Source organism: Flavobacterium coralii (assembly GCF_019891545.1).
GTDB classification, from domain to species: domain Bacteria; phylum Bacteroidota; class Bacteroidia; order Flavobacteriales; family Flavobacteriaceae; genus Flavobacterium; species Flavobacterium coralii.
Genome location: NZ_JAHDIU010000003.1, coordinates 435,238 through 460,169, shown reverse-complemented (window position 1 = coordinate 460,169; position 24,932 = coordinate 435,238). Strand labels below are relative to the sequence as shown.

Annotated in this window: 17 protein-coding genes and 1 tRNA gene; 15 read left to right on the top strand and 3 right to left on the bottom strand. The window is 37.4% G+C overall.

The annotated features are described in order from the left end of the window. Positions 1–166: 166 nt before the first annotated feature. A complete protein-coding gene (locus KJK34_RS07315) occupies positions 167–4,006 on the bottom strand; it encodes an Ig-like domain-containing protein (protein ID WP_223053200.1) in 3,840 nt (1,279 codons plus the stop codon). Positions 4,007–4,121: 115 nt separating this feature from the next. Continuing rightward, on the bottom strand, positions 4,122–5,456 hold the full coding sequence (locus KJK34_RS07310) for an alpha-amylase family glycosyl hydrolase (RefSeq protein WP_223053199.1): 1,335 nt from the start codon (positions 5,454–5,456) through the stop codon (positions 4,122–4,124). Between the two features lie 160 nt (positions 5,457–5,616). Here KJK34_RS07310 and udk point away from each other — a divergent pair, with 160 nt between their 5' ends. The 11 genes from udk to KJK34_RS07255 all read left to right on the top strand — a co-directional run bounded on the left by udk (position 5,617) and on the right by KJK34_RS07255 (position 19,305). Continuing rightward, positions 5,617–6,225, top strand: a complete 609-nt coding sequence (gene udk, locus KJK34_RS07305) for a uridine kinase (protein WP_223053198.1) — start codon at positions 5,617–5,619, stop codon at positions 6,223–6,225. 84 nt (positions 6,226–6,309) lie between these two features. After that, positions 6,310–6,663 (top strand): FtsB family cell division protein, encoded by a 354-nt coding sequence (locus tag KJK34_RS07300; RefSeq protein WP_223053197.1) that lies wholly within the window; start codon positions 6,310–6,312, stop codon positions 6,661–6,663. Positions 6,664–6,674: 11 nt separating this feature from the next. Beyond that, a complete protein-coding gene (locus KJK34_RS07295) occupies positions 6,675–8,051 on the top strand; it encodes a methylmalonyl-CoA mutase subunit beta (protein ID WP_223053196.1) in 1,377 nt (458 codons plus the stop codon). Between the two features lie 11 nt (positions 8,052–8,062). Next, positions 8,063–10,201 carry a methylmalonyl-CoA mutase gene (scpA, locus tag KJK34_RS07290; RefSeq protein ID WP_223053195.1) on the top strand — a complete coding sequence of 713 codons (2,139 nt, stop codon included), beginning with the start codon at positions 8,063–8,065 and terminating at the stop codon, positions 10,199–10,201. Positions 10,202–10,276: 75 nt separating this feature from the next. After that, positions 10,277–10,387 carry a 30S ribosomal protein THX gene (locus KJK34_RS07285; protein WP_223053194.1) on the top strand — a complete coding sequence of 37 codons (111 nt, stop codon included), beginning with the start codon at positions 10,277–10,279 and terminating at the stop codon, positions 10,385–10,387. 53 nt (positions 10,388–10,440) lie between these two features. Further along, positions 10,441–10,899: a GyrI-like domain-containing protein gene (locus KJK34_RS07280; RefSeq protein ID WP_223053193.1), complete on the top strand. Its 459-nt coding sequence runs from the start codon at positions 10,441–10,443 to the stop codon at positions 10,897–10,899. Positions 10,900–10,973: 74 nt separating this feature from the next. Next, positions 10,974–11,047, top strand: a tRNA-Pro gene (locus KJK34_RS07275). 187 nt (positions 11,048–11,234) lie between these two features. Continuing rightward, on the top strand, positions 11,235–11,762 hold the full coding sequence (locus tag KJK34_RS07270) for an Arm DNA-binding domain-containing protein (protein ID WP_223053192.1): 528 nt from the start codon (positions 11,235–11,237) through the stop codon (positions 11,760–11,762). 69 nt (positions 11,763–11,831) lie between these two features. Further along, positions 11,832–14,846, top strand: coding sequence for a hypothetical protein (locus KJK34_RS07265; protein WP_223053191.1), 3,015 nt, complete (start codon positions 11,832–11,834; stop codon positions 14,844–14,846). After that, positions 14,843–18,853 carry a DUF6443 domain-containing protein gene (locus KJK34_RS07260; RefSeq protein WP_223053190.1) on the top strand — a complete coding sequence of 1,337 codons (4,011 nt, stop codon included), beginning with the start codon at positions 14,843–14,845 and terminating at the stop codon, positions 18,851–18,853. Before KJK34_RS07265 ends, KJK34_RS07260 begins: the two co-directional genes overlap by 4 nt. Next, the gene (locus KJK34_RS07255) at positions 18,850–19,305 is read left to right on the top strand and encodes a hypothetical protein (RefSeq protein WP_223053189.1); all 456 of its coding nucleotides are present in this window, start codon (positions 18,850–18,852) and stop codon (positions 19,303–19,305) included. The genes KJK34_RS07260 and KJK34_RS07255 overlap by 4 nt, the downstream gene beginning before the upstream one ends. 215 nt (positions 19,306–19,520) lie before the next feature. Here KJK34_RS07255 and KJK34_RS15370 read toward each other — a convergent pair whose 3' ends face one another. Beyond that, entirely contained in the window at positions 19,521–20,009 is a 489-nt protein-coding gene (locus KJK34_RS15370) for a DDE-type integrase/transposase/recombinase (protein WP_223053188.1), read from the bottom strand. A 415-nt stretch (positions 20,010–20,424) separates the two neighbouring features. Here KJK34_RS15370 and KJK34_RS07245 point away from each other — a divergent pair, with 415 nt between their 5' ends. From KJK34_RS07245 to KJK34_RS07230, 4 genes are read left to right on the top strand one after another with little or no spacing between them, the layout of a single operon-like run. Further along, positions 20,425–20,832 carry a type IV pilin protein gene (locus tag KJK34_RS07245; RefSeq protein ID WP_223053187.1) on the top strand — a complete coding sequence of 136 codons (408 nt, stop codon included), beginning with the start codon at positions 20,425–20,427 and terminating at the stop codon, positions 20,830–20,832. Then, positions 20,825–21,343, top strand: a complete 519-nt coding sequence (locus KJK34_RS07240; protein WP_223053186.1) for a hypothetical protein — start codon at positions 20,825–20,827, stop codon at positions 21,341–21,343. Before KJK34_RS07245 ends, KJK34_RS07240 begins: the two co-directional genes overlap by 8 nt. Beyond that, positions 21,343–22,752 carry a GspE/PulE family protein gene (locus tag KJK34_RS07235; RefSeq protein WP_223053185.1) on the top strand — a complete coding sequence of 470 codons (1,410 nt, stop codon included), beginning with the start codon at positions 21,343–21,345 and terminating at the stop codon, positions 22,750–22,752. The genes KJK34_RS07240 and KJK34_RS07235 overlap by 1 nt, the downstream gene beginning before the upstream one ends. A gap of 42 nt (positions 22,753–22,794) precedes the next feature. Next, positions 22,795–24,927: a type II secretion system protein GspD gene (locus tag KJK34_RS07230; protein WP_223053184.1), complete on the top strand. Its 2,133-nt coding sequence runs from the start codon at positions 22,795–22,797 to the stop codon at positions 24,925–24,927. Positions 24,928–24,932: the final 5 nt, after the last annotated feature.

Below are 24,932 nucleotides of genomic sequence, written 5' to 3'. Positions count from 1 at the left end.
AGCCTAATGACAGGGCTCTTTTAGCTTCTTCAAAAATATAGCCTTTTTTTATAGCGAAAATAGTTTGGAAAAAATCCAAAGTATGATAAACATCAACATCCAAAATTATAAAATGAAAAAGGGGCTACCCTTTTGAGACAGCCCCTTTTATATAATAATAACCTATTTAATTTTTAACCACTTTAAATGATTGTACTGCTCCGGCAGATGTTGCCCTTACCACATAAGTGCCTGCAGCAAGCGATGAAAGGTTTACTTTCACTTCTGTTGCGCCACCTTTGGTTTCAAGCACCGGCTGGCCTAAAAGGTTGTACACACTTACAGATGTTATGGTTTCGCTGTTAAGTATAATAAGTACATCTGTTACCGGGTTAGGGTAATACCTGAAAGTTGCTTTTACATTATCAACAGTACTTAATACTTCGTCTGCGGTTACTGCAAGCGGTTCGCTCGGGCAGTCGCCGTTATATGCTACTGCATAGTAGGTAACCTCATCTTCCAACAATGCAGAAGGTTCAAGCATTTGTGTTAGCGCTGCATCGGCAAACCATACTATATCCGTTCCTGTAATATCAAGGTCGGCAATGGTGTCTCCGGCAGTAAATTCCTGTACAGCATCACCCTCAGGGGTATCAGCAGTTGTTATGTTTACTGCAACAGCAACCTTTTCACTTTCGCAGCCATCAATAGTTTGCGTTACATAGTAAGTACCTGTAGCAAGCAGTGCATCGGCAGCAAGCGGTTCTGTAGTATCAGCCGAAACATACCATAACGGCATCTCGCCTTCGGTTACCATAAGTTCGGTAACTGTTGCACCATTACAGAAAGACATTTCTTCGGCAACAGGAGCTTCAGTAATATTAAGGGTAACAATTACGGCAGTACGGCCTGTACTTTCGCAGCCATTTACAATTTGGGAAACATAATAAACACTTGTCCCTTCAAGAAGCGGAGCCTCGTTATCCAGTATTTCGCCACCTGAAGAAGCAGCATACCAAACAACGTTTAAGCCGTCAACATTTATATCTTCAATCATACCTGAACCGCAGAACACCTGGTTAGTATTCGTGATTGCTGGTGCAGCCGGAACCGCATTGATTTCTACCTGAACGGCTGTCCTTGCGCTCTCGCAACCATTAACGGTTTGCGAAACATAATAAGTACCTTCCGTTAAAACAGTATTTTCAGATAGCGGCATTCCGCCTGTTTCTGTAGCATACCATTGCGGCATATCACCTGAAATTACAGACAGTTCTGCTACAGTAGCAGTACCACAAAAATTTTGGTTATCGGCAGTTGGTGCATCAGGGGCAGGTGTTACCGTAACCTGAACCAATGCCCTTGCGCTTTCGCAACCATCAACAGTTTGAGAAACATAGTATATACCTGTTGCAACAGCAGCATCGGCAGCGAGGGCTTCGCCTCCTGTTTCAGCATTGTACCACTGTACATCTTCAGCACCGGCAACTGTAAGCTCGCCAACTGTTGGCATACCGCAAAGGGTTATATCTTCAGCTTCAGGTGCAGGTGTTACGTTTAAAGTAACAGCAACGGCTGTCCTTACATCACTCTCACATCCGCCTACAGTTTGTGAAGCATAATATATAACTGTACCCTCTGTAAGGGCTGTAGTAGCGTCAAGCGCTTCACCTCCGTTTGCAGCAGCATACCAAAGTATGCTATCGCCTGCAATGTTTATATCTTCTAAAGTAGCCATACCACAAAACTCCTGTACAGTTTCAGCGGCAACCGGTGCGGCAGGTATCGGGTTAACCGTTACGGTAACGGCTGCCCTTTCGCTTTCGCAGCCATTAACTATTTGAGAAACATAATAAGTTCCGGTAGCAAGTTGTGTATCTAAAGCTAAAGTTATTTCAGTATCAGCATCGGCATACCATATTGCGGCGCCTTCTGTAGTAGCAGTAAGATCTGCTGCAGTAGCCGTACCACAGAAAAGAAGTGGTGTTACCGTTGGTATTGCCGGCACAGGGTTAACAGTTATGCTAACGGCTGTCCTTGCGCTCTCGCAACCGTCAACAGTTTGCGATGCATAATAGGTACCGGTAGTTACGGCTGCATCTGTAGCAAGTGCCGTGCCGCCTGTTTCAGCTGCATACCATTGCACAGCAGTTCCCGTAGTGACCATCAAGTCGCTAACCTGTGCAGTACCGCAAAAAAGCTGACTTGCCGCAACCGGTGCATCCGGTATCGGGTTAACCGTTACGGTAACGGCTGTCCTTTCACTCTCACAACCGTCAACTATCTGAGAAACATAATAAGTTCCGGTAGCAAGTACTGTATCGGCTGCTAAAGCTGTTGCAGTTGTTTCATCGGCATACCATACAGGTGTTCCTGTTGTAGTAGCTGTAAGTTCGGCGGCTGTAGCTGTACCGCAAAAAAGAAGCGGCGTTACTGTTGGTGCGGCAGGTATAGGGTTTACCGTTACACTTACGGCTGTCCTGGTGCTTTCGCAACCGTTTACCGTTTGAGAAGCATAATAGGTACCTGTAGTTACGGCAGCATCTGCTGCAAGCACTGTTCCGCCTGTTTCGGCAGCATACCATTGTATGCCCTGGCCTGATGTTACTGTTAAATCGCTAACTGTTGATGCTCCGCACAGTAAAAGTGCGTCAGCAACAGGTGCATCCGGAACCGGATTTACTGTTACCTGCACAGCAGCCCTTGCACTTTCGCAAGTACCGTTTGACTGAGAAACGTAATAAGTACCGGTAGTTACTGCTGTTGTACCGGCAAGTGCCGTACCGCCTGTCTGGGCGGCATACCATTGCGGATTAGTACCTGATGTAACTGTAAGGTCGGCTATTGTAGTGCTTCCGCAGAAAGAAAGGTTGGTAACCTGTGGTGCATCCGGTGAAGGGTTAACTATTACCGGAACGGCTATCCTACCGCTCTCGCATCCGTTTACGGTTTGCGAAGCATAGTAAGTACCTGAAGTAACAGTAGCTGTTGAAGCCAATGCCGTACCGCCTATTATAGCGCTGTACCATTGTGGGTTTTGCCCTGATACTACCGTAAGGTTGGCTACTGTTGCAGGGCTGCAAAGTGTTAGCGGTGCAACGATTGGTACCGGTACAGCAGCGCATGATGCTGTAGTTACATTTATAGTATTGGAATTGGAAGATGTGCCTGTACCGTTATAGGCCCTTACTCTGTAGTAATATACTGTGTTATCATCAAGGCCGGTAACCTGGTAAGAGGTAACGTTGCCAACATCAAGGCTGTTGTAGCCTGCTACAAAAGAAGGTGTAACCCCCCCTGAAAAAGTATGGCTGCCTAAATAAGTACCTGTATCATTAGGATATCCTGTCCACTCTGCTGCAAGTGTCGGGAATCCTGTGGTTGATGTATTGGTTACACCACCTGTAACGGTAGGTTTCCTTACCAGGGTATTATTGCTTGTGCTGAATGAACCCGCTGACCAGTCGCTCCCCGGATCCTGCCCTATGCTGCCAAATACATCTACATAGGCATTCGTACTTACTTTAAAAAGCCCGACAGCATCATCTCCGTTAAAATTGATAACGGTATTATTTACTATTGTAGTTAAAGTAAAAGCGTGTATTGCTGCCTGTGAATTACGGTAGATAACAACTTCGCCATTAGCAAGGCTGCCACTAAGCGCAAGTGTTTGTGAAGGTGTAGCAGAACCATTAGTAAAAAGCCTCAACTCATAGTTGGCAAGGTTAACCGTTGCACCTGTACCATTATATATTTCTATATATTTATTAAAGCCAGAGCCTTCTATATATTCAGATATGAAAAGGTCGGTAGCAAAAGTACCTGTACCAAAAGTTGGCGAGGTACTAACGTCGAGATAGTAACCGGTAGCACCTGTAACGGCATCCCAGTTAGCAGTAAAACTGCCCGAAAGCACGTTTGTAGCCGGTGTGGCTGTTGGCGCAGATTGCCCGTAAGACAGTGAAACTGCCAGTAATACGGCAAATGCGCAGATTTTTTTAAAAGTAGGTTGTAATTTTTTTACCATAGCATAAATTAATTATTAATTGCATGTAAGTCATTGCAACCAAAAGTATTAATCTATACCCGGGGCGGTGTTTCCTGCAAATAAAATTAAGTTTAACCTAATGTAAATTAACACTCTACTTCATAATGCGCCAAACCTGCACCCAATAAGGCGGCAATACAACTGTGCGGCCTGCCTTTTTAAAGTTATAGTTAGCAGAGCCCATAGTCAGCAATAAAAAATCCAGGTTTACATCGTTGCCCGTAATGGTAACTTCCTGCTGCTCTCCCGAAAGGTTTATCATTACAAAAGCCTTGTCAGTACCCGCATCACGCACAAAAGTTAGCACGTTAGGCGCACTGTTATCAATATATTTATAGGTGCCTTTGCCAACAGACGGATACCTGCGCTTAAGGTTTATTAGCTCCCTGTAAAAGCTCCATAAAGAAAGTTCATTCTTCTGCTGTTGCTCCCATTCAGTACTATTTTCTTTAAGCCATACTTCTTTGTCACTGCGCTTAAGGGGTTCTTTCCATATAAATGCATTACTTCTATTTTCAGCTCCATAATATTCCTGTCCCGAAGCAACAGAGGGCAGCCCGCCCAACAAAATGTTTACAGCAGCAAATGCCTTTAACTGGCCTTCTTTATATGATGTGCCCTTTGCGGGTATATCAAGATATACTACAGGCTCTGTAGTACCGGGCGATTTAAATATACTGTCGGCAGTAGCAGTAATGGCTTTTTTATCTTTTTGGATGATAGCTTTGCTTAAAGTACCTGCATAAACTTTATCAGCATTTACATCATTAAAAGAGGTGTGTACAGATGTACCTGCGGCAGGCATCAGGAAAACCTGTATTTCCGGATTCGCTTTTTTAAGAGCTTCTGTAACCGGGTTCCAGAACTCCTTACCATAACTTACAGAATGTTTTTGTTGCTGCAGCCGCAAACCATCAAGCCCGGCACTAAGGCTGCCAAGAACTTTTATAAAATATTCTTTTACGGCAGGCTCTTTTACATTAAGGGCTATCATACCTCCTGCTGTTCTTACTGGTTGTTTATTTTGCTTATCGGCATACATGATATAGCGGGTGTATGCTGAAGCAGGCTTACCTAAAGACTCTGTATGCCACGGATGATTATCTGATATTGCCGAAATATTAACAGCCTGATATACTTTAAACCCACGCTTTTTTAAAGTTGTTATTAATGATGTATAACCTTCAGGTAGTTTGTCTTTATCATAAAGCGTTTCAGTAAAACCCGTCAGGTAATTTTCGCCAAGCATTACAGACGTAAAACCAAGTCGGTATAAGTATTCTATGAGTTGTTTTATACCCTCTTCATCCTGCATGGCGTCATTGTTGCTGTCAAAAAAAGCAGGGTTATTGGTTTCATATATAATTTCCTGCGCAGCTGCGGTGGCAATACAGCCAAGCATCGCGAATACAATCAGTAGTTTTTTCATAGCCTTTGGCACTGTTTGTTCAAATATAGCTATATTTTTTATTAATGTATTGCCGATTATACCTGCCAATATTAAATCTTGATTTAAAATGCGGTGCGTTATACAAACACCTTTTATAATTGTTATTTTTGCACCAACGCAAAACAATACAATTTAACTAATGCTTATTATAGGAATTGCAGGTGGCACCGGAAGCGGTAAAACAACAGTTGTACACCAGATAATGAACGAGCTTCCGCTTACGGAGGTGGGGATAATTTCTCAGGACTCCTATTACAGGGATAACTCCCACCTGAGTTTTGAAGACCGTGCAAAAATTAACTTTGACCACCCGCGGGCAATTGATTTTGAACTGCTTGCAGCCCACCTTACCGAGCTGAAAAAAGGTAATGTTATACAGCAGCCGGTTTATTCTTTTGTTACCCACAACCGCACAGACGATACTATAGTAACACATCCGCGTAAGGTAATGATTGTAGAGGGCATACTTATATTATCTGACCCTAAGCTGCGTGAGATGTTTGACATTAAAATATACGTTCACGCCGACTCTGACGAAAGGCTTATACGCCGCCTGCGCAGGGATATAGCTGAACGCGGCAGGGATATGGAAGAAGTACTTAACCGCTACCAAACCACCCTGAAACCCATGCACGAGCAGTTTATTGAGCCTACAAAGGCCCATGCCGATATAATTATTCCTAACGATCGTTACAATACCGTAGCCATTGATGTGGTAAGGGCGGTTATCAACCAAAGGATATTATAATACCTATATTTGCCAATTAGCTATATATCAAAAGATAATTGGATAAAAAACACATTACTTTGTAATAGTTTATAAATTTACAATATGAAACCTTTCAGTAAATTGACCGCTAAATACCCTTTCCTTAAATTTATAGGGAACCGCTATGTGCTGGTTATCATTTTTTTTGCTGTATGGATGGTTTTTATTGATAACTACTCACTTTATTTCGATCATCCGGTATTGGATAATGAAATAAAGGAACTGGAGGAAAATAAGGAATACTACATAAAGGAAATAAGGAAAGACAGTACCAGCATTAAGCAGCTGCAAAACCCTGACCAAACCGAAAAATATGCCCGCGAAAAGTATTATATGAAACGCGAGGACGAAGATATTTATATAATTGAATTTGAGGAGGAAATGCCCGAAGAGCAAACCAACTCTAAAGCTTTATAAAAAAGAACTGCATGAGCGAACAACTATTTGAAGGTTTTGAGCATGTATCATCCAAACAATGGAAACAGCAGATACAATTTGAGCTTAAAGGAGCCGATTATAACGAAACACTTGTTTGGGAAAGCCCTGAAGGGATAAAAGTTAAGCCTTTTTATCATTATGATGAAACTGTGGCGGCATCGGCTACAGGCAATAATACCGGCTTTAGTATTTGCCAGGATATTTATGTGCATGATGTGGATAAATCTGCCGAAAGGGCAGCCACAACATTAAAACGCGGCGCCGAGAGTATCCGTTTTACCATTGATAATGAGGGGACTGATGTAGAAAAACTACTAAATGCAATAGATTTAAAAGCAACACCTGTTTATTTTAAATTAGGTTTTCTCTCAATCGATTTCGTTAAACAGTTAGACAGTATTGCAAAGCAAAATGATGCCGTTTTTTATGTGATGCTCGACCCTATAGGCCACCTTGCTAAAGACGGTAACTGGTTCGGCAATATGGAAAAAGACATTGATGCGCTTAACACCATAGCTATTGCATGCAGTAATATCAGCTTCCTTAGCACTGATGCCGGCCTTTACCAAAATGCAGGTGCAAATATTGTACAGCAGATAGCCTACACCCTTGCACATGCAAACGAGTACTTTAATGCTATAGCAACTATAAATAAGCCTATGGTTATACAGGTTTCGGTTGGATGCAATTATTTTTTCGAAATAGCCAAGCTAAGGGCTTTAAGGCAGTTGTTTGCCGTTATAGCTAAAGAATACGGGCATAACGAAGAATGCCATATTTTGGCAACGCCATCTAAAAGGAATAAAACCCTGTATGATTATAATGTAAACATGCTGCGCACCACAACAGAGTGCATGAGTGCGATATTGGGTGGTGCAAACGCTGTAAGCAATATGGCTTATGATGCCATTTACCATAAAAATAATGAGTTTGGCGACAGGATATCGCGCAACCAGCTTCTTATTTTGAAGCACGAAAGTTACTTTGATAAAGTAAATAATGCTGCCGATGGCGCTTATTATATTGAAGAGCTTACCGCACAACTGGCGGAAAAGGCACTGGTACTGATTAAAGATATTGAAGCCAGTGGTGGTTTTCTTCACCAGTTGAAAGAAGGGACTATACAACGCAAAATACAGGAGACTGCCGCCAAAGAGCAGGAGCTTTTTGACAGTGGCAGGGAGATACTGCTGGGCACTAATAAATATCCCAATAAAAATGACAGGATGAACGGCGATATAGAGCTGTATCCGTTTGTAAAAACAGATTCGCGTAAAACGCTTATTGTACCTGTTATTGAAAGAAGACTTGCCGAGCGAATTGAAAAAGAACGACTTGATGCAGAAGATACATCTGTTGTTAAATAGAAACAAGAAGCATGAAAAGAAAAGACCTTCAACATATTACATTAACAGAAAAGCCGAAAACCGTAAATTATCAAAATAATAGTGAAACCCTTACTACTGCCGAGGGGATAGCTGTAAAGCAACACTATTCTGAAGAGGATATACAGGGGCTTGAACATATTGGTTTTGCAGCCGGTTTTGCACCTAACCTGCGCGGCCCTTATGCAACCATGTATGTGCGACGCCCTTGGACAATACGCCAGTATGCAGGCTTTAGTACTGCCGAAGAAAGTAATGCGTTTTACCGCCGCAACCTTGAGGCCGGGCAAAAAGGGCTTTCAGTAGCGTTTGACCTTGCCACACACAGGGGCTATGACAGCGACCATGAGCGCGTAGTGGGCGATGTGGGTAAGGCAGGCGTGGCTATAGACAGTGTTGAGGATATGAAAGTGTTGTTCGACCAGATTCCGCTTGGGGAGATGTCGGTCTCGATGACCATGAATGGTGCAGTGTTGCCTATCATGGCATTTTATATTGTAGCGGCAGAAGAACAGGGCGTTGCACCCAAACAACTTTCGGGGACAATTCAGAATGATATCCTTAAAGAGTTTATGGTGCGGAATACCTACATTTACCCTCCTGCCCCATCCATGAAAATAATAGCTGATATATTTGAATATACCAGCAGGAACATGCCAAAGTTCAACTCAATAAGTATATCGGGCTACCACATGCAGGAAGCCGGCGCTACTGCCGATATTGAACTTGCCTATACCCTTGCCGATGGTTTGGAATACATCCGTACAGGACTTTCGGCAGGCATGAAAATAGATGATTTTGCTCCCCGACTTTCATTCTTCTGGGCTATTGGCATGAACCACTTTATGGAGATTGCCAAAATGCGTGCAGGGCGTATGCTGTGGGCCAAATTGTTACAGGAATTCAATCCGGAAGACCAGAAGTCGCTCGCACTGCGCACCCACTGCCAGACAAGCGGCTGGAGCCTTACTGAGCAAGATCCTTTTAACAACGTGGCGCGTACGTGTATAGAGGCAGCAGCAGCAGCATTTGGCGGCACACAGTCTTTACACACCAATGCGCTTGACGAAGCTATTGCCCTGCCAACAGATTTTTCGGCGCGTATTGCACGTAACACACAGATTTTCCTTCAGGAAGAAACTAAGATTACCAAAACGGTAGACCCGTGGGCCGGCAGTTATTATGTAGAAAGCCTGACTAATGAAATAGCCCACAAGGCCTGGGCGCTTATACAGGAGGTAGAAGAACTGGGCGGCATGACGAAAGCCATTGAAGCGGGGATACCCAAACTGCGCATAGAAGAAGCGGCTGCACGCAAGCAGGCGCGTATTGACAGTGGGCAGGATATAATTGTAGGCGTTAACAAATACCGCCTTGAAAAAGAAGATCCGTTGCACATATTAGAGGTAGATAACCAAACTGTGCGCAGGCAGCAGATTGAAAGGCTGGAAAGTATAAAAGCATCCCGCGATAACCAAAAAGTTTCAGAGTGCCTGCAAAAGCTTACTGAAGCGGCAAGGTCGGGCGAAGGTAATTTGTTATCTTTAGCTGTAGATGCTGCAAGGCACAGGGCAACGCTTGGCGAGATAAGCGATGCGCTGGAAACAGTTTATGGCAGGTATAAAGCACAAATTAAATCTTTCAGCGGGGTGTACAGTAAAGAAATAAAGAACGACGAAAGTTTTGAAAGGGCAAGGCAGCTTGCCGATAAGTTTGCGAAGCTTGAAGGCCGTCGCCCGCGCATCATGATTGCGAAAATGGGACAGGACGGGCACGACCGCGGCGCAAAAGTTGTAGCAACCGGTTATGCTGATGTGGGCTTTGATGTAGATATTGGCCCGCTATTTCAAACCCCGGCAGAGGCAGCAAAGCAGGCGGTAGAAAATGATGTACATATATTAGGTGTATCATCATTGGCGGCAGGACACAAAACACTTGTCCCGCAGGTTATTGAGGAGCTTAAAAAGTACGGACGAGAAGATATTATGGTTATTGTAGGTGGCGTAATACCGGCACAGGATTACCAGTATCTTTTTGATTCAGGTGCTGTAGCTGTATTTGGCCCCGGAACCAAAATAAGCGATGCGGCTATTAAAATACTTGATATATTGATACAGGGATTTGAGGAGTAACCAGTAATATAGTTTGGGATTTATAACTTGTTTTTGTAAATTTGAGAGTGTAGTAACTTTCAAATTATAACTTTTATGGGAAAAGGAGACAAGAAAACCAAAAGAGGAAAAATTTGGCGTGGCTCATTCGGAGTAAGAAGGCCAAAGGATAAAAATTCCGGAAGCACTGAATCTTCAAACAATTAAACTAAATTCATTGATAAGGTAGCCTGTGCGGCTGCCTTTTTATTTACACACTTATGGAAAAGCAACATTTAGATACCCTGTACCTTGCCGGCATTGCATTGCCACATAAAACAACTAACGCTAACGGGCAGTCGGGCCGGGATTGCGGCAAACTGTGGCAACAGTTTGAACAAGACGAATATTTTATAAAAGTACCTGAAAAGCTTGATGAAAAGCTGTATGCAGTATATTTTGATTATGAAGGCGACTATACACAGCAATTTTCATACTTTATAGGTTGCAGGGTTGCGCCGGGTGCTGTTGTGCCTGAAGGTATGGAAAGTATTGTTATACCACCTGCCGATTATGTAAAATTTACTGCTAAAGGTAAAATGCCTGATTGTATTGCAGACGCATGGCGGGATATATGGCAAAAGGATTTTGCCCGTGCTTATAAAGCCGATATAGAAATATACGATGAGCGCAGCCACAACTGGCAGGATGCCGAAGTAGATATATATGTTTCGACATAGGCAGATTTTTAAATAATCTGGTTTTTATTTATTCGCACAAATAAAATATATTTGCACACCCAAAATAAAAAATTCGGGATGTAGCGCAGCCTGGTAGCGTACTAGCATGGGGTGCTAGGGGTCGCTGGTTCGAATCCAGTCATCCCGACATATTATACAAAAACCACTTGAGCAATCAGGTGGTTTTTTGTTTATATAGCTATTTTACAGAGGTTTTTACTACTCTATAGAATTCCTCTTATCTGTCCTATTTACCCCTTTTTGATTTAAAAAAAGGCACCCATTTAGGCACCCAATAAAATTAACTAGGCACCCAAAATTAAATCTTTAATATCATGAAAGACAATAAACTAACCATACTGTTCCTGATAGAACGTAATAAAGTAAATAATAAAGGTACTTGTCCTATAAAATGCAGATTAACTCTACAAAATAAGAGAAAAGAATTTGCCACTGGACAATTTATAAATTCTGATTATTGGAACAGTAAAAAGCAGAAAGCCTTACCTTCCTCAGAGGAAAATAATTTTATTAATACACAATTGAGCCTTATTAGTCAGAAGATTAATAAGGCTTTTTTAATGCTCCAAGTCCAGGAAATGGAATTTGATGTAGATGATATTTACCTGCTATATACAGGAGAGAGTACAAAGAAGAATAAATCATTCCTTGAACTGTTAGAGTGGCATAATACTAAAATGGAAAAACTTGTAGGTATTGAATATGCCCCAAGATATTACCAAAAATGGAAAGGTATGCACCTACTCATGAAAGACTTTAACAAAATTAATTTCTATAAGACAAAATTTGGAGGTAAACATTGGTTTATCCATAAATGGTTAAGTATATTGATTATTGTTTAATATTATATTTATGACAATAAAGTTTATTATTTATATTTGTTGACTTAATCTTACTAAAAAATTAATTACATGAAACGGTTTTTCATTTATGTTTTACTTAATTTAACTATTGTTATTTATGCTCAAGAAGGAGTGCCATTAGAGCCTCTTATCAATACGGATCCTGCTATTTCTTCTAATATCGAAGTGTTACTTTATGAAATAGATTTAGAAAACATTAAAATCCCTATATCTCTTAAATACAATACCTCAGGTATTAAAGCAGATGAAATACCTTCTGTAACTGGCGTAAGCTGGAAATTAAACGATATAGGAAAAGTTACTCGTAAAATAAATCATATGCCTGATGAAAAAACTTCTACAGGATGGTTTTTTTCAAATGACAATACACCTTACAGCCACATAGGCAGGAATCCTGCTGGCGGCCATGAAGCATTTGCTGAGGTTGATAGTTCTCCTGATTTTTTCAGTGTATCAATAGCAACAGGAATTAATGCTACTTTTATTTATAAAAAAAATTTTAATGGAGATGCGCTTCAAGCCCCAAAGTCATTATTTATTGATAGGAATCAACACTTAAAATTAACTACAGATGTGAATAAGTTTCATTGGGGTGTAACCAATTATTCTGATGTAATTTTTAGTATTGATGATGAAAATGGAATTAAATACAGTTTTATTGGGGGACCCAATAAATTTGACGAAACTGAATTTGGCTATCAGGTAGGCTACCAGTATAAAGACTTCTATGTAAATAAAATTGAGTCAACACACAATACAGATATTATTACAATAAAATATTTAGAGAATTTAAAAAATAGAAATCGAAATACTGTAAATGGAGAATATGGAAATTATAATGACAATGAATACGCCACAATTTACGAACTTTATCATTATATTGTTTCAGATGCAACTCTAGAAATTGATGAAATTGTAACGCCGAGGGAAAAATTAAAATTTACTTATTCGGTTGTTCCCGTTGGTAATCAGCAAGAGTACTCCTTTCAATATGTAAAACAATTGAATGAGATAGAAGTTTTTAATTTAGAAGATGAATTTGTAACTGGATTCAAGTTTTTTTACAGTAATTTTAATGATGGGAGATTTATTTTAAGTTCTATAAGGAAATGGAACAAAACTAAAACAGATCTTGAATTAATTAAAAAGTTTACATATAACGAAGCGTCTCCTGAAACAGTTACAAGCACTAACGTTGATATGTTTGGCTATTCGAGACCAACTGGTAATGGACCTTATGCCTTCCCTTTTGTTAATACTCTTTGTGCTACTGGGTTACCACTTCCACCAGTAAACCCTTCAGCTAATAGATTGCCCGATTTACAGACTATAGTTTCAGCTGGTATGTTAACTAAAGTTACTAATAATTTCGGGGGAGTAACAGAGTATGAGTATCAATTAAATGCTGATCAGAACTATTATGGCGGCGGAGTAGTAATTTCAAAAATTATAGAGCATTTTTCTGATAATAAAGTAAAGACTACAACATTTACTTACGAAAATTTGAGAGGGATGGTACTTCCAATTAATGATTATTCTCTCTATTTTAAAATCAGCTATTTGCCATTTTTTGGAACCATGGGAGCGAGTACTCATCCTTATTCACTGCTCGACACAGATCCTTTAGATTACACAGGAGGATTTGAGTATTACGCAAATCAGAATTCAGGTAGTTATTTTGAAAAGGTAACTACGAGGATAAATTATGATAAGGCAGAAGATGGAATTACGGACATTAATTTGGTAACAGTTAATGAATATATTCCTAATTATGAAGGCATTGTCAGAAGGGCCATGTTAAAAAAACAAAGAGTATTTAAGGAAATTGGGGCGAATTCGCCCGAAACAAATGTATCTATAAAAGAGATAGAAAATATTTATGATTTATTGAGTTTAGATAATGTCGCGGCTGTAGATGCTAAACATTATTTTACCCGCACACTATGTGATACTGGTGGTGGTGTAGGAATGTATATCTTTACAAGAAGACCAGTTTATTTAGTAAATCAGCCTCTTGTTGAAACAAAAGAAACAGAATATATTTATGGTATTATCCCAAGTACAATAGAGACTAAGAAAAAATTTATCTATATATCTAATGGTCCCTACGATAATTATTTTTTTGATAAGTTAAGACCATCTGAAATAATTACATATAAAAACGATACACCGGTTAGTAAGAAAAAATTCAGTTATGAGTTTCAGTTTTATGACTGGGGATTATCAAACTTAATTGAATTTAATAGTCAGGAGCGAACATTATTACGTGAAGAATCACTATGGCTTTATAATCTTGATGAATATTGGATTTTAAAAGAAGCAGAGTTTTATAAATATTTTGATGACGGTAAGCTGCAGGAATATTCAAAAGTTTACAGAAATCACTTAGACGATGGTATTTTTAATAATGGATTTTACGAAGAGCGAGAATATAATCCGCATGTTAATGGATTTCTCAGTAACGTTATTCCCAAAGATATAATAAGATTAAATTATGATACTTCAGGAAAAATATCATCAGTTATTGACTATAAAACAGGACAATTAACTGCTTTTAGCCGTAACAATGGTAAAGACAGCTATTCAATTAATACAATTTTAAAAGGCAATAGAAACGCACTAGGCACTTACTCTTTTTATCGTAGCAGCTTTGAAAATGAAGGAAATTATAATATTGAAAGTTCTATTGCATATACTGGAAGTAAAGTTTATTCATCAAGTACACTAAATCTTGGATATTACCAACCAAATTATGTTGTCTCTTTTTGGTATTACAAAGATGGTAAGTGGCAGTTTAGTTCCTACACGCACAATGGTGGCACATTAACAATTAATAGGCCTTCAGGGTCCTTATATATAGATGAAGTTTGGGTGCGCCCACCAAATACTAAAATTACAGGTTATACACTACAACCTCTAATAGGAAAAACTTCTGTTATAGATGATAATGGGTTAGTTTTAAAAACAATATTCGATGAATTTGGGCGGGCTGTAAAGCAAGCCGATCAAGACAATAATTTACTTCATAAAAGAAAATATAATTTAATTCAAGATGCGCAATGAGAAATTATATAACATTAATTTTATTTATAACATCATATATTTGTTATGCACAAATTTCTCAGGATAAAAATTATGTTATATATAGCACTTATAAATCCGAAGTAAAAGTATCAAACGAAACTCAATACAGTTCAACGCCTGAGCATGTCACCTATTTTGACGGACAGGGTAGAGAAATACAATTAACTTCTATAGAATATGGTGGAAATAGTGAAGATGTTTCAATACACAGAGATTATGATGCAATTGGGAGGGAAGAAAAAGAATATCTTGCTGTTCCTAAATCTCAAAATGCAGGAGCATACATAAATAATATTGAAAATGATATTTATAGTTATTATAATACACCAAAATACGGTTATACAACAAACCCATATACTGAGATAGTCTTTGATGAAGTAAAAATAAATTTACCTAAAGAGGTAGCACATCCAGGTAATGTTTGGCATAAACAAAATGAACATACATACAAATATGAGCAAATAACTAATAATAGCTTAGATAATGTTGTAATAATTTATAGAGCAGTTTTTGATTCAAACAATCAATCTCTATTAAAATATGAAGGACAATATGCTTTAAACACATTAATTAAAGAGGTTCATAAAAATGAGAATTGGACTCCGTCGGATGGTAATAATAACACAACTCAAATTTTTACAAATTACAGGGGTAAAATTGTTTTAAAAAGAAATTTTAACAATTCTGTACCACACGATACTTATTACGTTTATGATGATGCTGACAATTTAATATATATCATTCCTCCAAATGTAGACAGTCAGATATTGATTGATCAAACTTTATATGGAAATCAGGCTATTCTTGATAAGTACTGCTATCAATATATATATGATTATGATAACAGAGTTATAGAGAAAAAATTACCTGGCGTAAGTTGGCAATACTTTGTATATGGTAAGTATGGCCGTCCAGCCTTAACTCAAACAGCAAATCAAAGGTTAAATAATCAATGGTCATTTGTTAAATACGATCCTCTGGGACGAGAAGCTTATTCAGGGACTTTTCATACTGATGAACCTTTTTCAAGACAAGAAATGCAAATTCTTATAGAAGATTGGGAATGGTATGTTAAACGAACTAATACACCTACAAATATAAATGGTATAAATGTTTATTATGATAATTATACCAATCATGATTTATTTGTGAAAAATATATATTATTATGATAACTACTCATTTGATATGCAAGGCATATCAATACCATCTACTTCCGATTATGGCGATGAAATAAAAACAGCACCTAAAGGACTATTAACGGGTTCAAAAACAAGAATTGGCGAAACTTCAGATTTCGTAACATGTATATTAGGTTACAGTAAGAACGACAGGTTAATTTATGCTGCGGATAGTAATCCTTATTTGTCTACAAATAATTTACAGCACTTAAAACTTGACTTTTTGGGAAAAATTATGGAAAGCAAGTCAATCCATAATAAAGCAGGTGTTGTTAATAACTTGGTTACTTATGATTATTTTAGTTATGATTCTGCTGAAAGATTAACAAGGCACAATCAAAAAGTTGGGTCTAATCCTACTGAACTCATAACTTTTAACAAATATGATGAATTAGGCAATTTCGATTCAAAAAAAGTTGGAAACGGTCAAACCCTCACAACGCTTACAGGTATATCTTTTTCTAATGGCATATATACAAAGACAGCAACTACAACTTCATGGTCTAACGCAGTTTTAGCTTCAACAACAAAAATTACAGGTAATGGAAGTATGTCATTTAGGGTTGGAAATAGTTCAAATAATCAGTTGCGTATTGGCCTATCAACTACCCCTGCAAGTACTAACTACTTACAAATAGATTATTCTATTGCTTTAACTTCTGCTAATCATTCATTAGGAGGAAAGACAGCTTGGATACAAGAAAATGGTACTACTCTACATACAACAAATTTTTACCCTAATGATGAGTTTACAATTGAGAAAAATTTTGGGGTAATAAATTATAAAAAAAATGGGGTTATAATACATACGTCAGCTACTCAAACTATCAATCCTGTGTTGTATGCTGACGGACACTTTTATACTTATGGGAGTAACATTAGTAATCTTAATTTTAATAATTATGATTATAATAATGCTACCTCTCTACAGGCGATAGATTATAACTTTAATGTCAGAGGCATGCTAACTAGCATTAATGATGTTAACGGAGGACCTGGTACCGGTTTATTTAATATGCAGATAGATTATACCAGTTCATCTCTTGGCGGTAATGCTTATTATAATGGAAATGTAAGTCAAATATCATGGAAAACTATAAATGATCAAGCTCAAACTTTAAGGGCTTATACCTTTGAGTACGATCATTTACATAGAATGACTGATGCAAAATATAGCACAATTTCAGGTCCAACTACATCAACAGGAATGTATGATGAACTTGTAAGATATGATAAAGTTGGCAACATTACCTCGCTTAAGCGTAAAGGCTCTAATGCATATAATCCTATATATATAGACCAACTCTCTTATCAATATGATGGTAATCAATTAAAAGCTGTTAGCGATCAATCTACAAATGTATTGGGTTTCAAGGACGGGGCTAATTTAGTAATAGAATACACCTATGACAATGATGGCAATATGATAAGTGATGCTAATAAAGGAATCACCAATATTGTTTATAATGAAATGAACTTACCTACACTTATTACTTTTACAGGTAATAATAGGAAAATCGAATTTGTATATGATGGCTTAGGTAATAAGTTAAGTAAGAAAAAATATGATGGTTCATCACAAACAACTACTGAGTATAGTGGTTCATATGTATATGTAAAAGAAAATACTAATGCTGTTAACTTACAGTATATAACACATAGTGAGGGTTATATAAATTACAATTCTGGTGTTGTTTCATATATTTTTCAGTACACAGACCATCTTGGAAATGTTAGGTTAGCATATACAGATGCAAATAAAAATGGAATTGTTACAACCGATGAAATTGTACAGGAAAGTAATTATTATCCATTAGGTTTAAAGCATACTGGTTATAATTCAAATTATATGCCTATTGGTAACTCATTCTATAAATATGGTTTTCAGGGACAGGAATTACAAGATGACTTAGGGCTAAATTGGAGTAGTTTTAAATGGCGAAATTATGATTCTGCACTAGGGCGTTTCTTTAGTATAGATCCTCTTGCTGAAAAGTATCATTATATAACTCCGTACCAGTTTTCTTCTAACCAGCCGATACATGCTCCCGAACTTGAAGGTTTAGAGAGTGCAAACGAACAGAATGATGAGTTAGATTGGTTTGACTTTGCAGATTCCTATCAACCTGATGGAGATGATGCACTTCCTGAATTGAACTTCGAAATGCAAGAAGTTGTGATTGAAGGCGAAGTATCAGTTAATGGTGATGAGGATTTTACAGATAACGAAGGATTTAGTATAGAAGATGCTTTGGAATCAGCTTTCGAATTTGCTCCTTTTACTGGTGGAGTAATGGATATGTACAGAGGTGCCCGAGATGGAGACTGGTTACAATTTACTATTGGTGCTATTTCTTTAGCTGCAGATGTGGCTACTTTAGGTTCAGCAACTGCAGTAACAAGTGTAGTAAAGGTAAGTGTTAAACGTGTAGTAAAAGAGGCTACAAAAAAAGCAGCAAAAGAAGGTAGTGAAGGCTTTATGAGGTTTGCCTCAAAAGATGATATAGCAGTTTATATATCTCGAACAGTAGACGGAGCTATACAATACGTAGGTATTACAAATAATATTGCAAGAAGGGCTGCTGAGCATTTAGCTTCAAAAGGAATCAGAATAGCAGAATTAATGAAAAACCTGTCAAGGAAAGATGCGAAAGCAGTAGAGCAGGCATTAATAGAAATTTATGGATTAGGTAAAAACGGAGGAACATTACTAAATAAAATAAACAGTATTTCGGCTAGGAACCCAAATTATGCTTCTCAATTAGAAAGAGGGTATGAAATTTTAAAATCTATTGGTTATCAATGAAAAGAATTAAATTAGGTGATGTTTTTGAAATCAACACACCAAAAGGTAAAGCATATCTGCATTACATTCACAAAGACACAATGGGTGCTTTGATAAGAGTGTTACCAGGATTATATGCTAACCGACCTGTAAATTTTGATATGTTGGTTAGCTCCAAAGAAAGATACATGATATTCTTTCCGCTATCAGCAGCGAATAATCGGAATATTGTAGAGCGTGTATCTTCTTACCCGGCAAACAATTTTAATATGCCAAGATTTATGAGAAACTCTCACATAATAAGAGGGGAGTTTTTAGGCTGGCATATTATTGATACAGAAACATTGCAAAGAAAACTGGTTAAAAATCTTACAACAGAACAAAAGAGTTTATCACCTCATGAAATTTGGAATGATACTCTTTTAATTGACAGATTAGTTAATGATTGGAGTCTATATGAATGGAGCAAATAGTTTAGCTAATGGGTAATAATGTAATAATTAGTATTTTAAATTACAAAACCTAAACCCTGTTCAGAATAATCTACAATGACCAGTCCTAAAATGACGATGCTGTATTAATAATAGTAAATATACATTTTTAAACAGAAGTAGCTTTGGGGTTACTTCTGTTTTTTGTTTTATGAATTTTCATTTTCATACTGTTTGCAGGTGCATCAAGTCTGGAGTCAACATATAATTTGACCTATGGCCTGATTTGATTGTACTTGTTTACTATCTCCGCTACCAGCTTTTTCATAAGGGTCTGAGTTTTGATTCATACTACACTTTAGGTTACATTTCTTTATTAAATGCTGGTATTCATCTGAACAATACTGTATTCCCCTGTCCGAGTGGTGTATCAATGATTCATCCTTATATATCCTATTCTTATGAGCCATTTTTAAAGCATTAATACATCCTTGTGTACTCAGAGAATCAGATACATCATATCCCATTATTTTTTTAGAATAAGCATCTGTTATTAAGCATAAATAACAAGGTTTATCAGGTTTTTCGATGTATGTAATGTCGGATACCCATACTTGCTCCGGTTTGGTAATATCAAGTTCTTTTATCAGGTTAGGGTGCTTTCTGAAGCGATGGTGTGACCATGTAGTAACATGGTAACTTCTTTTTGGCTTTATTAATAAATGATTCGCTTTAACAATACTCAAGAACTTATCCCTACCTACTTTTAACGCTCTAAGCTTAGTCTATCATCATGTCAAAAATGATTGTTCAGGGGTCTTTGGCATATTTGATAGTGTTTGGTTTTTCCAATCAAAGTTACCATATTTTCTAAACCAACCCTTAACAGTAACGTGGCTTCGCATTCCATACTTCTTCCAGGATTGGGTAATAAACAACTCTCCTGATTCAATCTCCTTTACAATTTGAATCTTTAAACTTATGTTTATCTTTTTGGGTGCGCTTTACATAACTGCTTTGTCCTTCCATAATAGTAGCTTTTTATGTATCGCTATTTCAGAACTATACGCACATTTGTTAATAATAATTTTGTGATACTAAAATTAACCTTTCTTTTTCATGTAATTGTTTTTTAGTATGTTTGACTCAAATAACTAGAAAATGAAAAAGTGTATTAAAAAAATACCGTCCTTTAACCTGCAGGAAACACTTATAGTTTTAGCTATAATAGGTATACTGCTGTTAATAGCATTACCGAATTTAATGCCGTTGATCACAAAGGCGAAGAGTGTTGAGGCGCAAACACAATTAAAAGCGATTTATAATGCTGAAAAGCAACACTTTTACATGCACTCTAAGTATGCTGCTGACTTAGCTGAAGTTGATTTTGAAGCGCCGAAAACAGTAAAAGAAAATGGCACAGCCAATTATACATATGAAATTATACAGGCTACAAACAATGAATTTAAAGCGAGGGCAACCGCTATAACTGATTTTGATGGTGACGGCATATTCAATGTATGGGAAATTGACCAGGATGGGAATCCGAAAGAGGTGACCAATGACTGAGGTTGTACTTAAGTGCATATTAATATTATTGTTCGTTTTAATTTTAATACAGGATTATAAAGACCGTCTTGTATATTGGTTCCTGTTTCCTGTAACAGCAGTTATATCATTTTTGCTATTTTATTTTAAAACAGGACTTTATATTGCACTAGCAAATACAATAATAAATCTCTTTTTAGGTTCTTTGATTATTATTACAAGTGCATTTATAACATCAAAAATTTTAAAAAAGGCCTATCTAAATAAAAGTATAGGATTGGGAGATATTTTAATGATAGTAAGTCTCTCTTTTACTTTTGCGAGTGTAACACATATAATTCTACTGACATTCAGCTTTATTTTTTCCTTTATACTGCATCTTTATATGAATAATACTGAAGCTAAACATACTAAACATACCAAACATACTAAACATACAACAGTACCTCTTGCCGGCTACATGGCAGCCTTTTATGCCATAGTTTATATTGTTTCTTTATTTGCTGCCCCAAAATATTTTTATTCTTACTAATGAACACCGAATATACTATACCCACAGATATTCAGCAGCTTGTAAATGCAGAACAGGCTTACTATTATAGGATAATTCCTGTTAAAAAAAATAACGACACCTTGTTGCTTAAAACAGATAATGAAAATGTAGCGCAATTGGCGGAAGAGCTTATAATTATCTTAGGGCAAGCCGTAAACGTTAGTATAGATTCTTCTGAAAACATAAACAAATACCTGTCTGTAAATTATAGAAAATCTACTACCGAAAGAGCTTCTGAAATCCATTACTCGAATGACTTCCTTGAAAAAATTGTTTTAACAGCAAAAGAAATAGGCAGTAGTGATATCCATTTTGAACCTTATGAAAACAGAGCCCGGGTAAGGCTGCGCCTTGATGGTAAGCTGAAGGAGCAATTTGTTATAGATAATGATGAATACCCGGTTATAATCAATAAAATAAAAATCAGGGCACAACTGGATATTTCAGAGAAAAGATTACCTCAGGATGGCCGTATAGCTATTACTACTGAATATGAAGATTTTGATATCCGTGTTTCTATACTTCCTACACTTCACGGAGAAAAAGCAGTTCTCCGTATTCTGAGTAAAGACACCAATCATATAGATTTACAAACAGTTGGATTTACAGATTCAGAACAAAAGATTTACCTTGAAAATATCAAAAAGCCAAATGGCATTATCCTTATATCTGGCCCAACAGGTTCTGGTAAAACCACAACCTTATATGCTACTTTAAAAAAGCTAAACACCCCAAATACAAATATCCTTACTGTTGAAGATCCTATAGAATATACTTTGGAAGGCATCAACCAAGTGCAGCTTAAGGAAAATATAGGTTTAGATTTTGCGGCTACACTGCGCACTTTTTTAAGGCAGGATCCTGATATTATTATGGTAGGTGAAATACGGGATGTGGCAACAGCAAATATGGCTATAAGAGCAGCACTTACAGGGCACCTTGTGCTGTCTACCATACACACTAACTCTGCCTGGGCAACGGTTTCAAGGCTTATAGATATGGGGGTTCCATCTTTTTTAATAGCGAGTACGTTAAATGTAAGCATAGCACAAAGGCTGTTGCGAAAACTTTGTAATAATTGTAAAAAGAAAAGCCCTGTAAGTCCTGAGACTTTTCCAATAGGGTTTCAAATACCTAATGACATTTTATACCACCATATACCTGTAGGTTGCGATAAATGTTATCAGACAGGATACAGCGGTCGGAAGGCCATATATGAACTTTTACCGATTGATAAAGAATTAATGGGTCTGATTAAAGGAAATTCACTTAACATAGATGAGTATATAAACAAAAAGAACATACACACTCTGAAAGATAATGCGTTAGAGATGATAAAAAATGGAGAAACTTCTGTTGAAGAAGTTTCCTCCTTATTAATGGAATAAAAATTATATTTGGCTCATCCAAATTTGTGCCGAGAATTAAATATGAAAAAATTACTATTATATATACTACTATTCACTGCAGCAATTACATATGCCCAGGAAGATAGGCGTATAGCACAGCTACGGAATAATATTGAAATAATAACGGCTGAAACACCGGGACTTGCCGAAAAAGTTAATATTAAAATTAAACAGGCCCCCCTTTCTGATTTCTTAATTGCAGTATCCGAAGTTCATAAAGTTAATATAAGTGTGTCGCCATCATTAAGGCAAATAAATATTGTTAATAATTTTACAGATGTTACGGTTGCCGATTTGTTGCTCTTTTTATGTAAAGAATATAATTTGACTATAGAGTTTACCGGTAATATACTGGCTGTAAAACCTTATGAAGCCCCTAAAGAAATACCAAAGGAAAAAGTTATTGATGTAGGGTATGATGCTGCTAATGATCTTATATCATTGAACTTAAAAGATGATAAGCTCTACGATGTTTTTAAAAGGATAATGGATGTGACAGGCAAAAATCTTGTTTTTGCGCCCGGCATGGAAAATACTCCATTAACATCATATTTACCAAACGCACCTTTTGATGCTGCCATGAGCAAAATGGCTTATGCAAATAATCTCTACTACACTAAATCAAGGGATAATTTTTATGTATTTGAAAAACTTGATTCCCCTTCCGGTGCTACAGCAGGAGGATCAAATAGCGGAAACAGGCCCGTAAGGCAGCGAAGATCAAATTTCTTTTTTAATATTATCGACAAAGACAAACAAATTTTAGAAGTAGATTTCGAAAATACACCAATAGCAAGTATTATATATGATATTGGTAACGAATTGGGTATAGACATGTTTATTGCCAGCCCTTTAGAGAATGCGGGCTCTGCCACTGTAAAAGCAAAAAGCATACATTTTGACGAATTACTAACCAAAATATTCGAATCTGCCGGACAACAAAAAGGTACTCCAGGCCAATATGGAGATAATAATCAGTTAAGCCAACAATCATCTCAAGGGGCAGGTTCCGGAGAATTCTCGTTCCTGAAAGATGGTAAAATATATTATTTTGGAACCAAAGGACAGCTAACTGTGCGTAATGTAAAGTCTATACCAATGATGCACAGGTCTATCGAACTTTTGGGCGACCCTGTTATTGCTGAAAGGAGTGTCGGGCGCACTGTTAGCCCCAATATTAATTATAACGGAGGTTTTAATAACCCTGGCATGCAACTTCAGCAGCAACAGGTTCAGAATAGTAATAACAACCAAAGCCAGCCAGCCGAATCTATACTGACAATAGTTCCCGACGAGGTAAAGAAAGACCTTGATATAAAAATTGACAGGGAATTAAACAGCTTTATTGTAAATGGCCCGGCAGAAAACATTCAACGTTTTGAGTCTTTTATTAAATATATAGACAAGCCCGTCCCTGTAGTACTTATAGAAGTGATGCTTTTGGAAATAAGCAGGAGTGCTATTATTGAAACAGGTATTAGTGCAGGTATAGGAGATAAGCCTGTAACAACAAAAGGTACAGTTTTCCCAAACGCGGATATTACTTTGGGAGCAGAGACAATTAATAAAATTATTAATCGTTTTGATGGTTTCGGTTCTCTTAATATAGGAAACGTAGTTCCCGATTTTTATGTAAGCTTAAAAGCTATGGAGTCTAACGGAGATCTTAAGATACGTTCTTCACCAAGACTTTCTACCTTAAATGGGCATAAAGCACAACTTTCGATCGGTGAAACCACTTATTATGTGGTAACCAACCAAAACTTTTATGGTTCACAAATACCACAGGCATCAGAGATTAAAAACTATCAGCCAATTGATGCTGAATTATCTGTATCAATAAAACCACTGGTATCAGGCGATGGACAAATAACGCTTGACATAAAAGTCATACAATCAAGTTTTAATGGAGAAAGAATTGATGAAGATGCGCCACCGGGTATAAACTCAAGAGAGTTTACCTCAACGATAAGGGTTCGCGACCAGGATTTGATAGTTTTAGGTGGCTTAGAAGAGAAAGTTAAGAATGACAGCGGTTCAGGTGTACCGCTTCTTGCAAGAATACCAATTATAAAATGGTTATTTAGCTCGCGCAAAAGAGAAGACTCACGAAAGAAGCTTACTGTTTTAATAAAACCAAGTGTAATTTACTAATGTCA